This is a genomic window from Halioglobus sp. D3-4 (assembly GCF_055809315.1).
Genome location: NZ_CM147907.1, coordinates 2,796,907 through 2,810,406, shown reverse-complemented (window position 1 = coordinate 2,810,406; position 13,500 = coordinate 2,796,907). Strand labels below are relative to the sequence as shown.

The 13,500-nt window shown below is 57.0% G+C and carries 9 protein-coding genes; 7 read left to right on the top strand and 2 right to left on the bottom strand.

Annotated features, from left to right (window positions below):
- Positions 1–111 precede the first annotated feature (111 nt).
- Entirely contained in the window at positions 112–486 is a 375-nt protein-coding gene (locus AC0L6S_RS12060) for a hypothetical protein (RefSeq protein ID WP_473424224.1), read from the top strand.
- Between the two features lie 9 nt (positions 487–495).
- Here AC0L6S_RS12060 and AC0L6S_RS12055 read toward each other — a convergent pair whose 3' ends face one another.
- The gene (locus AC0L6S_RS12055; RefSeq protein WP_473424223.1) at positions 496–1,701 is read right to left on the bottom strand and encodes a retropepsin-like aspartic protease family protein; all 1,206 of its coding nucleotides are present in this window, start codon (positions 1,699–1,701) and stop codon (positions 496–498) included.
- Between the two features lie 230 nt (positions 1,702–1,931).
- Between AC0L6S_RS12055 and AC0L6S_RS12050 the strand changes: the two genes are divergently transcribed.
- The 6 genes from AC0L6S_RS12050 to AC0L6S_RS12025 all read left to right on the top strand — a co-directional run bounded on the left by AC0L6S_RS12050 (position 1,932) and on the right by AC0L6S_RS12025 (position 11,955).
- A complete protein-coding gene (locus AC0L6S_RS12050) occupies positions 1,932–3,125 on the top strand; it encodes a glycosyltransferase (RefSeq protein WP_473424222.1) in 1,194 nt (397 codons plus the stop codon).
- Between the two features lie 48 nt (positions 3,126–3,173).
- On the top strand, positions 3,174–3,419 hold the full coding sequence (locus AC0L6S_RS12045; RefSeq protein WP_473424221.1) for a sulfurtransferase TusA family protein: 246 nt from the start codon (positions 3,174–3,176) through the stop codon (positions 3,417–3,419).
- 198 nt (positions 3,420–3,617) lie between these two features.
- On the top strand, positions 3,618–4,694 hold the full coding sequence (locus AC0L6S_RS12040; protein ID WP_473424220.1) for an AI-2E family transporter: 1,077 nt from the start codon (positions 3,618–3,620) through the stop codon (positions 4,692–4,694).
- Between the two features lie 22 nt (positions 4,695–4,716).
- Positions 4,717–7,578, top strand: a complete 2,862-nt coding sequence (locus tag AC0L6S_RS12035) for an insulinase family protein (protein WP_473424219.1) — start codon at positions 4,717–4,719, stop codon at positions 7,576–7,578.
- 295 nt (positions 7,579–7,873) lie between these two features.
- Positions 7,874–10,525 carry a pyruvate dehydrogenase (acetyl-transferring), homodimeric type gene (aceE, locus tag AC0L6S_RS12030; protein WP_473424218.1) on the top strand — a complete coding sequence of 884 codons (2,652 nt, stop codon included), beginning with the start codon at positions 7,874–7,876 and terminating at the stop codon, positions 10,523–10,525.
- Positions 10,526–10,587: 62 nt separating this feature from the next.
- Positions 10,588–11,955 carry a 2-oxo acid dehydrogenase subunit E2 gene (locus AC0L6S_RS12025; RefSeq protein ID WP_473424217.1) on the top strand — a complete coding sequence of 456 codons (1,368 nt, stop codon included), beginning with the start codon at positions 10,588–10,590 and terminating at the stop codon, positions 11,953–11,955.
- Here the strand turns inward: AC0L6S_RS12025 and AC0L6S_RS12020 are convergent.
- Positions 11,952–13,484 (bottom strand): hypothetical protein, encoded by a 1,533-nt coding sequence (locus tag AC0L6S_RS12020; protein WP_473424216.1) that lies wholly within the window; start codon positions 13,482–13,484, stop codon positions 11,952–11,954. The genes AC0L6S_RS12025 and AC0L6S_RS12020 overlap by 4 nt on opposite strands.
- Positions 13,485–13,500 lie beyond the last annotated feature (16 nt).

Sequence of the window (13,500 nt, the reverse complement as noted above, 5' to 3'; positions counted from 1 at the left end):
GCACAGGCCGGTTTTTTTGCACCAGACCAGACACTCTTTCACCGACATACTATTTGGTAACGTCTGCCGGTATAATCGGCGATCCTGTATCTGTTCGGAGGCTGCGTTCCCATGCTTAGAAGAATGGCTTCACTGGGCTTCGACCTAGCTACGATGCCCGCCCGTATGACATTTAAGGGCGCCAGAGCCGTCGTTTCAATGCCGGGTGATATCGAACATTTCCTGCGGGAAGTGCGCACCGTGTCTGATGAGGTCGCGCGGGAGATTCAGGTGCTGCTCGACAGTGTCGATGCGGAGATGAGCGAGAAGGCTGCTCACCTCGACCCGCAGCAGAAGCAGCAGGCCGCGCAGCTTGCGCTGGGTGCGGCGGAACAGCATCTGAGCATGGCAGCAGTCAATGTCCTGCGCGCATTGTGGTTGTCGATGGATGCCAATCGCGAGCTGACACAGGGAGAGCGCGCGGCGATGATCGAGTCCGATCGTTAAACCTACGTATCACCGCGGGTACAGGTACAGCAGCGCATTGTCCTGATCGATTTCAAAGCGGTAGTTGCGCAGTACATTCATTCCCAGCAGGCCGTCAATATCGCCCGTGGACTCGTACTCGAGAACGGCGATATCGGGGAGGTCAAGCGTCGTGCTCCCAAGCGTAATAGACCTTGCGCGATAGACTTCACCCTGTGTAATACCATTGGCCGTGTTAAATACCCGTGGCCCCCGGTAGCCAAATTCTGCACTGCCTAGTTTTGAGAAGCTGTTTCTCGACAGAGTGGTGACAGAGGCACCGGTATCTATCATCAGTAGAACTGGCTTGTCGTCGTTTATCAAGGCGGATATCAGGAAGTGATCGCCCGTTCGAATCAGCGGGATAGCTTGCGCCGGGAGGTCCTCGGTTGGTGATGGGGCGGCACTTTGCCGCCACTGTCGGTCAAGTGCCGCGGTCCAGCTGGCATCGCGCCCGTCGTCTCTCTCACGCAGTGCCTGCAATACATCCCTGCTGCGCTGGTGCTCGCCCAGCAGTTGATAAAGCGCTGCTCTGCGCAGTTCGGAGTCGCGGGTGGCGAGATCGATAGCCTGCAGGAACTCGAAAAATCCCAGCAAGGCAATCCAGCTCTCCTGCCGGGACAGGCTTTCGTCTGTGCTAGCGACTAACTTCACTACGGCGTCATTGACGCGACTTTTGGAAGCTGCCCGTATCGCATAGGTGCTAGCTATCTGTAGTGTTCTGGCAGCCTCTTCCGGCGAACTGCACAAGCGTTGATTCTCTGCCAGCAGCAATAGAACGGAAATATCGTCGTAGTAGGCGTTCAGCCACTGGTCTACAAGTTCCACGAACGCGCCGTCGTTGCAGCGCTGGTGAATTGTGCCCAGATAAGCTTCCAGGTGGGGTTTCCAGAGTTCCTGATAGGCGTCATCGATACTCAGGGCGTTCTCGTAATACGCGACGGCCTGCTCAAATGCCTGCGCATACAGCAATTCTTCGAAATGTGCTGCTCTGGGTGCGCGACTTACCTCGGCGGCTGTTGGTGCCGTATCGCCCGCGGGAGGCGCAGTGTACGCCGCGATCGGCGGTGGTGTTGCGGTGGCAGAGTGGCCGATGGAGGATGGAGGCGTTCCTGCCCCGATACTCATCTCGCGCAACCACCAGCCAAATGCTGCTCCGGTCAACAGCAGGCTAGTATACAGAAGCAGTCTTTTCATCAGGTCATTCTAGACATAATGCCGTTGGCGTACAAAGCGCGGTCCGTCTATCGACCGCAACGCAACGCCTGCACGATCCTGTGATAGGCCGTCTGCTTATTGTGGCTGTGTCCGAGAGCCTTTGCGTACTCTGCGGTGCTAAGCGGGGCGTGTGTCCCCGGTTATAATATCGTTTTTTGTTTTATACTGGGCGGAACAGCGCGGTCAAACGCAAGCCCGGACTACAGGCCATGAAAATATGCCATATTGTCGATTTGAAAAACGTGGGTGGCGTAGAGACGCTTTTCAGCAAGTACCTGTCGTTTGATTTTGGCTCACTTGATATCAAGCACACGGTGATTTTTAATTCTGTTATCCATCCATTTTTTGCAGAAGATGTGCTATCCAATGTCTGCGATGCGATGAGCATCAAGTTTGGCAAGCGCCTGAAAGTTCGTACAGCGTGGCTCAAAGCGCGGCGGGTGCGACGTTTTTACCAGAAGACAAAACCGGATATTGTCATCTTCTGGAACAATTTTCCCTCAGCCTATACGCAGTTTATTCCCCCAGTGGCAAAGGTTATCTATTACGAACACGGCAACTGCGTATTTGACCATGATGCCGATAACGCGAGCAGGTTTTTCAGGCGTGTGACGGAAGTGGTGTCTGTTTCCAGGGACATTGGTGATCTGCTTGACTACAAGTTTTCAACTGAGCACCTGAGCCGGCGGGTTATCTATAATTTTGTCGATGACAGATACATTGAGCAGGTGCCGGTCATCTCTACCTTGACCAGCGGCTTCAGGGTTGGAATGGCGGGGCGAGTGGTACCCGGCAAGGGGATGGCCATTGCGGTGAAAGCCGTGGCCATTTTGAAGGAGAAGGGGGTCGATATCGCGCTGGACATTGCCGGTGAAGGTGATGAACAGGGACAGCTGCTTGAACTGGCAGTTCGCGAGGGCGTTGCGGATCGCCTGGCTTTCCATCCCGGAATGCGGGACCTTCGGGCGTTTTACGCAGGCCTCGATCTTCTGCTTGTACCCTCCGTGGCAGAGGCGGCCTCACTGGTTGTCGCTGAAAGTCTGGCCTGTGGTACGCCGGTGTTGGCGAGCAAGACAGGCGGTATTCCTGAGGTCGGCAAGGAGGGGGAGGGAACTACCCTGATAGAGCCGACTCTGCCGCTTGCTGAATATGCACAATGGTGCAGTTCTTCCGAGGGATTGCCGCAGTACACTATTGATCCTGTAGGTCATGCAATGACGCCGACACAGGTTCTGGACCCCGCGCATGTGGCGGATGCGATCCTGCGAATATTGGGTGACCAACAGGCCTATGCAGAGCAGGCGGCCCTCGGCGCCAGATATGCGAAGGAGAAATTCAGCAGAAAGCGGTATATCGCGCAGTTCCAGGAACTGCTGGCCGGCATGGCGGATTCCGGCGGGTAGCATAGCAACCTGTAGGTACCTCGCGCATACTAAAGGACGCACTATCAGATGAATGAAACAATGGCAGACCTTGAATTGGTAGAACTCGACGCCACCGGGCTGGCGTGTCCCATGCCCCTGCTAAAAGCCAAGCGGGCGCTGAATGCGATGGAGGTCGGGCAGCGCCTGCGTGTGCTGGCGACAGATCAGGGGTCGGTCAGGGATTTTCGTGTCTTTGCCGAGCAATCCGGTCACCTACTGCTGCACAGCGAAGAAGAGGAGGGGGTTTACACCTATCTCCTGCAAAAGCGTTGATGATGGCGCAGTGATTCGTACCCTGGTTCCAGCCAGGCGCGGGCCAATGCAAGGCGAGGTCACTTTAACGTTTCTACTCGATCGATAAAATGTTCAGAATGCGAAGATAGCAAAAGCAAACGGGATCACTTCGGCGGTATAATCAGCCGCGGATTGATCCATGATTCTCTGTTGTACTAGTCGGGGTTCGGGCTGTTTATGCTGGATATTTTCAAGAAATGGTACAGAAGGTATCTGTCTGACGAAGAGTCAGTGCTGCTGCTGGTGTTGTTGACTGTCTCGGTAGTCCTGCTGATGACGATTGGCGATATTCTTGCACCCGTGCTGGCGGCCATTGTTCTGGCCTATCTCGCACAGGGGCTGTCTGCGCAGCTGCAAAATTTTGGGCTGCCCCACTGGCTTGGTGTAGCGGTGTCCTATCTTGTCTTCGTGGGTGTCTTTTTCGGGTTTTGCTTTGCCCTGTTGCCGCTGGTGTGGCGGCAGATGTTGAGTCTGGTCAGCCAAATGCCCGAAATGCTGGAAAGTGCACGACAGTTTCTCGGTGTGCTTCCCGAGCGCTACCCCCATATCCTCAGCCGGGTCCAACTGGGTGAATTGATAGCTGTCGCGCAGACGGAAATTGCCGGATTGGGGCAGACGGTAGTGAAACGCTCGCTGGCGTCTATCCCTGGTATCCTGACGGTAATGGTCTATGTGATCCTGATTCCGATGCTGGTGTTTTTCTTCCTCAAGGACAGGGAGAGCATCATAGACTGGATAGCGAGCTTTCTGCCGGCAGAGCGGCCGCTGCTGCAACGGATTTGGGGTGAAATGAACGAGCAGTTTTCCAATTATGCCCGCGGTAAAGTGCTTGAAATGCTGATAGTCGGCTCTGTCAGCTATTTCGCCTTCATCTGGTTGGGACTCGATTACGCCGCCCTGCTGGGCCTGCTGGTGGGGGTGTCGGTTATTATCCCGTATATCGGCGCTGCGCTGGTGACTTTGCCCGTAGTCATGGTTGGATTTTTCCAATGGGGCCTGACCAGTGAATTTTACTACATGTTTGTTGTCTATCTCTTTATACAGGTGCTGGACGGAAATGTGCTGGTGCCGCTGTTGTTTTCAGAGGCGGTCAATCTTCATCCGGTCGCTATCATTATGGCGGTGCTCTTTTTTGGCGGTATCTGGGGTGTCTGGGGTGTATTTTTCGCCATACCGCTGGCGACGCTTATCAAGGCAATAATAAACGCCTGGCCTTCGATGGAGTTAAAAGAACTCCCAGGGCCCGGTAGCTAACAGCAATCCGACGGAGTTACCCATGTTTGTGTTCAATGCCCGGATGGGCTTCAGGTCACTGCTTTGCCTTTTTGTTGCTGTACTTCTGGTGTCCTGTGTTACCACACCGCCAGCGGACGTGCAGCCGGTCAAGAGCCCCAGCGACGACTATCAATACCGGCTGTTGACACTCGACAATGAGATGCAGGTTCTGCTGATCTCCGACCCGGACACGCCGAAGGCGGCTGCCTCTCTGGATGTGCTGGTGGGGAGCGGTGACAACCCGCCCGGTCGCGCCGGACTGGCCCATTTTTTGGAACATATGCTGTTTCTGGGGACAGAAAAATACCCCGATGCAGCCGAGTATGAGCGTTTTATCACTGAACACGGCGGTAGCCGCAACGCCTATACCAGCTTTGAAAATACCAACTACTTCTTCGATATCAACGCCCCCGACCTGCCAGTCGCGCTGGATAGATTTGCACAGTTTTTCATCTCGCCGCTGTTCGACGCGCAGTATGTGGATCGGGAAAAGAATGCGGTTGAGGCCGAGTACCAGATGGGCCTGAAGAGCGATGCGCGCCGCGGGCTTGATGTGCTGCAGGAAGTCCTCAACCAGGATCACCCCTACAGCCAGTTCACGGTGGGGTCGCTGGAGACATTGGGCGACCGACCCGACTCCGGGATTCGTGACGAACTGGTTGAGTTCTACAACAAGTATTATTCGGCCAATATCATGCGCCTGGTCGTGCTGGGGTCTCAGTCACTGGACGAACTGGAAGCGCTCACGCGGCCGTTGTTCAGCCAGGTGCCGAATCACTCATACCAGCGTAAGACCATCGAGGCGCCCCTGTTTGAGCCGGGACAGTTACCGATGTTCGTGGAGGTGCAGCCGCTGGCGACGCAGCAGCAACTGGACGTGTCGTTTCCAATCCCCGATTACCGCTATCAGTATCGCGTAAACCCTCAGTCCTATCTGGGCAATCTTATCGGGCACGAGGGGAAAGGCAGTTTGCTGTCCCGCCTAAAAGCTGAGGGATTGGCGCAGGCGCTGGCCGCGGGCGATGGCCTGGCCTGGCCGGGGGGGGCGTTGTTCAGCGTGCAGGTATCCCTGACGGAGAAGGGGGCGGCCAACCCCGACCGCGTCCTGCAATTGCTTTTTGCCTATGTGGACATGTTGCGTGCTGAAGGGCCACAGAAGTGGCTGTACGATGAGCAGTCACGCCTGGCGGAACTCAGCTTCCGTTTTCGGGAGCAGGCCAACCCTATGGGGTATGTCAGCGCACTGGCCAGCGGCATGCAATTCTATGAGCCGAAGGACATTCTTCGCGGCCCCTATATGATGGATCGTTACGACGACGCGATTCTGGCGGAACTGCTGCAGCAAATTAGGCCGGAGAATGCGCTGGTTACCCTCAATGCGGCGACGGTGAAGGGTGATCAGGTGTCGCACTACTATCAGGTGCCGTATACCAAGCAGCCGCTGGATCTTGACCGTGTTGTTGGTGTCGAAGCAGAGTCCGCCGGAGAAAACCTGCATCTGCCCGCACCGAACGAATTTATTGCCGAAGATGTGTCACTAATCGAACTGCCGCAGACGATACCTGCTGCCCCGCAGGTCGCGTTGGAAACCACCCGGCAGAAGATCTGGTATATGCCGGATGATGAGTTCAGGGTTCCCCGCGGTGTCGCCTACATCAACTTTCGCTCGCCGGAGGTTGGCAGCAGCGCCGGGCAGACCGTTCAGGTCGCGCTCTATACCGCCCTGCTCAACGATCTGGTCAATGAGTTCACCTACCCTGCCCACTTGGCGGGTTTGAGCTTCGATATCTATAAGAACAGCCAGGGAATCAGTCTGCGCGTCAGTGGCTACAACGATAAGCAGGAACTGTTGCTCGAGCGTCTATTGGGCACCATTGTCGATCCCGCGTTTCAACAACAGCGCTTTGAGGATATCCGCAATGACATGATCCGCCGGTTGCAGAACTCCGTCGCCAAGCGGCCCAGCAGTCAAGCGGTAGATGATCTCAATGAAGCCCTGATGTACGGTGAGTGGGGTGAGCCGGTGTTGATAGCCGCTCTTGAAAAAGTCACTCTGCCCATGCTCGATAGCTACATACGGACGTTCTGGGAGTCGGCGACCGCCGAGGTCCTGCTCTACGGCAATTACCCGCCGGATGTGGTCGAGCAGTTGTCCGCTATGTTGGCGAATGTTGTCAGCGACGAGCCACCGCCCGCTCTGCCGGAGCGCGAGATGTTGAAACTCGCGGCGGGTGAGTCCCTGGAATACGTTGTGGATGTAGCGCATGATGATTCGGTGGTTGCCTGGTATTTACAGGGCGCTGGCGATAGCTGGAAGGACAGGGCGGCCACCGCGCTGACGGCGCAGATTATGTCGTCGGGTTTCTTTCAGGAATTGCGCACGGAACAACAACTTGGCTATGTGGTTGGCACCTATGATTACACCAAGGGAGACGTGCCGGGCCTGGTGATGCTGGTGCAGTCACCGGTGGCCGATGCCGGCGCGGTGACCGCAGCGATGGAGGCTTTTATGCAGGGCGTGGAGCCGGAGCTGGATGAGAAGCAGTTCGCGCGGCACAAGTCGTCGTTGATCAGCGATATATTGCGGCCGGACAAGAATCTCAATGAGCGTGCCGAGTTCTACTGGCAGTCAATTGCGCAACAGCAGTGGGATTTCGACAGCCGTCAACGGTTGGCTGATGCCGTAACAACGCTGACTCTGCCTCAGTGGAAAGCGTATTACGACAGGGTCTTTCTCCAGCAGCGCCATTCGCTGCGGGTAGTCGCGCCCGGCAAGTGGGGAACTGCCCCGCAGGGTGATGCGCGTGTCTATGATTCCGCCGAGGCTATCAAGCGCGGACATGCGACCTACGTCATCGACTAGCGGCGGGTAAATGCCTGAGGTCCGATGTACTGCAGCGCTCCGGCGCTGCCAGGCATTGGGTTGAATATCATAATTTCAATGGTTCTAATTTAGAACTGAATAGATTTGTACTGCCCGCTCGGGTAGTATTCCCGTCAGGTCAGTTTGCTTTCCCGGACTCAAATTTCAGCGGGAGCGCTTGATATATCTGCGTCAGGCCAGGTTTTTCCCGGAATACCTTATCAGGGTTCTAAACTGGAATTTATGATGAGTTTCGATTCTTACCCCTGAACAACCCACAGGAGCGCGTGTTGGAATGAAGGAAGATACAAACCCCCTGGAGACTCGCGAGTGGCTGGATGCTCTGGATGACGTGGTAAAGCACGAGGGCCCGGAACGTGCTTCCTTCTTGTTGCTGGAGTTGGCTAAACATGCGATCGGTTCGCGATTGCGCCTGCCCTCCGCCACCACCACACCGTTTTCCAACACGATTCCACCCACTGAAGAGAAAACGCTGCCCGGCGACATATTCATGGAGCGGCGGGTGCGCTCGCTGGTGCGCTGGAACGCACTGGCGATGGTGATGCGCGGCAATGACAACGATGAGGGGCTCGGCGGCCATATCTCGAGTTTTTCCTCCAGTGCGACGCTGTACGACATCGGCTTCAATCACTTTTTCCGCGGTACCGACAACGGTCACCCTGGAGATATCGTGTTTTATCAGGGACACAGCGCGCCGGGCATGTATGCGCGTTCCTATCTGGAAGGGCGGTTTGATGAAGAGCAACTGGATAATTTCCGGCGCGAGGTGAAGGGCAACGGACTGTCCTCCTATCCCCACCCCTGGTTGATGCCGGATTACTGGCAGTTTCCCACCGTATCCATGGGCCTAGGACCGATACAGGCAATCTACCAGGCGCGCGTGATGCGGTATCAGCAGGACCGGGGGCTGGTCGATCACGGGGATCGCGAAGTCTGGTGTTTTATGGGCGATGGCGAGTGTGATGAACCCGAGTCGCTCGGGGCGATCTCGCTGGCGGGACGCGAGGGGATGGGCAACCTCAATTTCGTGATCAACTGCAACCTGCAGCGTCTCGACGGTCCGGTGCGCGGTAACGGCAAGATCATTCAGGAGCTCGAAGGTATATTTCGCGGTGCCGGTTGGAATGTGATCAAGGTGATCTGGGGCCGCAAATGGGATCACCTGCTGGAGAAGGATACGACGGGTCTGCTGCAAAAACGCATGGATGAGGTTTGTGACGGAGAATTACAAAACTACAAATACAATGGTGGCGCCTACACTCGCGAGCACTTTTTCGGCAAGTATCCAGAGTTGTTGGAGTTGGTTGCCGACCTGTCGGATGACGACATTATGTACCTGAACCGCGGTGGCCACGACCCGTATAAAGTCTATGCGGCTTACGCCGCTGCTGTGGAAGAACATGAGCGCCCCACAGCGATACTGGCGATGACGGTGAAGGGCTATGGCACCGGCGGGTCGGGCGAGGCGCACAACGAGACACACTCCCTGAAAAAGCTGGACATGGAGAGCCTCAAGGCGTTCCGCGACCGTTTCGATATTCCCATTAGTGACGAGGAACTGGAGAGCGTGCCGTACTACCGGCCACCGCCCGACAGCGCCGAGATGCGCTATATGCGCGAGCGCCGCGAAGCGCTCGGAGGCCCCCTGCCAAAACGTCGCAGCGAGATGGAATTGCTGGAGACGCCGCCACTCACAGCATTCGGCAACCAACTTAAGAGTAGCGGCGAGCGTAAAGTATCCACCACTATGGCGTTCGTGCGCATCCTCTCCAGCCTGGTAAAAGACGCAGATCTGGGAGAGCGCGTGGTGCCGATCGTCCCGGATGAAGCCCGTACTTTTGGCATGGAGGGCATGTTCCGTCAGCTCGGTATCTACTCCTCTGTCGGCCAGCGCTACACACCGCAGGATGCGGGCCAGATGATGTTTTACAAAGAGGATATTAAAGGCCAGATCCTGGAGGAGGGTATCAACGAGGCGGGCGCATTCTCGGCGTGGTTAGCGGCGGCCACATCCTATAGCACCAGCGGCTTTCCAATGGTGCCGTTCTATATCTTTTACTCCATGTTCGGCTTTCAGCGTATCGGCGATCTCGCGTGGGCTGCCGGAGACAGCCAGGCGCGCGGTTTTTTGATTGGGGCAACCGCAGGGCGAACCACGCTGAACGGCGAAGGTCTGCAGCACCAGGACGGGCACAGCCATTTGATGGCGGGGACGATTCCCAACTGTGTCAGTTACGACCCGGCCTATGCCTATGAGCTGGCGGTCATCATCCACGACGGTTTGCGCCGTATGTTCCACAAGGGTGAGAACCGTTTTTATTACATCACAACGATGAACGAAAATTATGTGCAGCCGGAAATGCCGCAGGGTGCGGAAGAGGGCATTATCCGTGGTATGTACCAGCTCAAGGCGTCCGGTGCCGACAACAAACTGCGGGTGCAGTTGTTGGGAGGTGGCACAATTTTGCGCGAGGTCGAAGCTGCTGCAGAGATACTCGAGAGCGATTATCAGGTAGCGGCAGATGTCTGGAGCCTTACCAGCGTCAATGAACTGGCGCGCGAGGGCCGGGAGGTGCAGCGCTGGAACCTGGTGCATCCGGAGGAGGAGCAGCGCATCCCGTATGTTACGCAGCTACTACAGGGCGCGGGTGGGCCAGTAGTGGCCGCGACGGATTATGTGAAGCTTTACGCCGACCAGATCCGCGAATTTGTACCTGCCAGCTATACCGTGCTCGGTACCGATGGTTTCGGTCGTTCAGATACGCGGGCCATGTTGCGGGAGTTCTTTGAGGTTAGTCGCAACTACGTGGTGGTAGCAGCGCTTAAAGCGTTGGCCGATGAGGGGCAGATCGAGCACTCTGTGGTGACCGGGGCGATACAGGCACTGGGTGTGGAACCAGAGAAGCGAAACCCCGCCAAGGTTTGAATATCTCACGTATTGAACAACGGGTAGTTTGAGTACACAGCGGTTAGCAGAAGGAAGTTAATGTGCCAGTAGAACAAGTCACAGTCCCCGATATTGGCGGTGCCGAAGGCGCTGAAGTTATCGAGTTGTTGGTAGCAGTGGGTGATACGGTCGAACTGGACCAGAGCCTGATCGTGCTGGAGTCGGACAAGGCCTCGATGGAGATACCCTCCACGCTCGCGGGAACAGTGGTGGAGTTGCTGGTCGCCGAGGGTGATCAGCTGGCGGAAGGCGCGCCGATAGTCAAAATCGAGGTCGCCGCAGACACGGCACAAGCGGAGTCTGGCCAGAGTGAGCCCGCCGCTGCCGCAGAAGAGGCTGAACCTGCTGAGGAGGCTGAAACGCCCGCCAGCGAGCCGGCTGAGGATAAATCTGCTGAGGCCAAGCCTGCTGAGGAAACGGCCGCAAGTGCGCCGAAAGCCGAGAATGTGAAAGCGTCGCAGCCAGCCCCTGCAGAGACAGGCGGCGCGACGGATGCATCGGTTGATCAGGTCGTGTATGCCGGTCCGGCAGTGCGCAAACTGGCCCGCGAGTTGGGCGTACAGTTGGGGCAGGTTGAGGGCAGCGGTCCACAGGGGCGCATCCTGAAGGAAGATCTGCAGCAGTACGTGAAGAATGCGGTAGCGCGGCCTGCGGCAGACGCTACTGGTAGCGCCGGCTTTCCGGCTGTGCCAGATGTCGATTTCAGTAAGTTTGGTGAGATTGAAATCACGCAGCGCAGCAAATTGGATAAGCTCACTGCAGCCAATATGCAGCGCAGCTGGCTCAATGTGCCGCACGTCACCCAGTTTGATGATGCCGATATCACTGACCTGCAAGCGTTCAGGGAAACGCTCAAGCAAGAGGCCGAGCGGCGTGGAACCAAACTCTCCCCGCTGCCATTTATTATCAAGGCATGCGCGGTTGCGCTGCGCGACAATCCGAAAATTAACAGCTCGCTGGCACGCGGCGGCGAGGACCTGGTTTACAAACAGTACATTCACATCGGTATGGCGGTGGATACACCGGCCGGTCTGATGGTGCCTGTTATTCGCGATGTCGATCGCAAAACCATCTGGGAGCTGGCTGCTGAGATCGCCGAGTTGGCGGACAAGGCAAGAGAGCGCAAGCTCGGTCCGGCCGAAATGCAGGGCGGTTGCTTCACCGTATCCAGCCTCGGGAATATCGGCGGCAACGGATTCACGCCGATTGTAAACACGCCCGAAGTGGCGATTCTGGGCGTGTCAAAAGCGGCGATAAAACCCGTGTGGAATGGCGCAGAGTTTGAACCCCGTACGCTGCTGCCGTTGTCGCTATCCTATGATCACCGGGTTGTAAACGGTGGTGACGGCGGACGATTCTTCACGCAACTTGTCAGCCTGCTGGGTGATATCCGTCAATTGAGCCTTTAGCGCCAGCGCCAGTGCTGGCGCACAGCCCCTGACAGGGCATTTACATCGGCGTCGCCGGGGTCGCGGATATTGTTGTGGCGAGACTTCTCGACTTTCTGTTCCGCTGTAGCGTTTCGATCCCCGTGCGTTGAGACATTGGGGGCAGAGTCCTTGATCTTTAGCTCACGTGGTGTGTTTTGTTCCGACCTCGCAGGCCACAATTGTGAGGCATCAGGGTCAGAGTCCTTGATTTTCAGCTCCCTTGCTGTGTCTTGTTCCGGCCCTGAAGGCCACAGTTGCGGTACAAGTCCATTCAATTTCGCCAGGGAGACCGGTGGCAGGCCGTCGTCCCGTAGTGCGTGGATAAATTTGAGCGTGCGAAAGCCGTCGAACCATTGGTGGAAATGTCGCACAAAGTGTTCCGGTGAACTGGCGTGTCGCTGGCAGTGATCCAGTGCTGAAGTAATACCCAATGACCTGAGCGCATTTGCTGCCTTGTCGGGAAGCGACGGCAACATAGGGAGCGGTGCAACTGACGCCCAGACGCCACTGTCGCGTATCAGCTGTGCGAGTGCTTGGTCTGGCCTGGCAGCCAGTGCGGGTAAACTGTCAAGCAATGCGGCCAGCGCTGCAAACGACTGCGGATGATAGAAAAGCGCTGAGTCAAGTGGGTGCTCACTAGCGGCGAGACCCGCCACCGCAGGGCCGGTTCCAAATGGCACGCGCGCAGACAGCCTGGATTCCAGTTCGATACAGTGGCCCTGCAGTCGCGCCACCGGGCCCAGCTTTGCGAGTTTATTCAACAGGTAAAAGTCTTCTGCTCCAGCGCGCTTTGGGAAGCCGTGCACATGGGCGTAGGTGCTAAACCGTATCGCCAGCGCGCTGCCGAGGGTATGGAATGCATAGGGTGAGCCGGCGTATTCCAGGCCCAGAACGTAGTGGTGCAGGCGCAATTCATACAATGCCGTTGCCGCGCTTGTGGCCTGGTCGGCGCTCGCGACGTGGCGAAATGGAAATACCGCGGCAGCGGCATCCGGCGTCGCCTCGGCAAGCTGCGCGAAGTACGTTTGAGGCAGTGTGGCATCGGCATCCGTACTGCACAGCCACTGACCGCTGATGCCGCCCGCCGCCCGCCATTGCAGCGCCAGGTCACAACCGGTTTTGCGTGCCAGCCCCACACCCTGTGACTGCGGTGTCGGCCCATGCCGCAATTCCATATCGTAGAGATAGAGGTCGGTGCCCGGGTTCAGGCAGTACACCGTCACACTTTCGCGCGTAGCCTGTGGCAAACCCGACTGCTCCAGCGCCTCCCGCAACTTTGCATTTGCCAGTGTGTCGTCATCAGAATCCGGCCGGTTCAGCACCAGAATGACGAGCGTCATTCCTTCGCCGGGGGGAATCCGCGTCAACCGATCCAGCAGTGCCGGCGACTCTCTGTAAGCGGGCAACACCAGCACCTGATGCCAGTGCGCCCGGCTAAATGAATGTGAGGGTAAGCCGCTCTGCGCATGCCTGTGCAGATAGCGGTGCAGGGCGACCGTGTCGCGCATTACGCGCTGGTTCCGG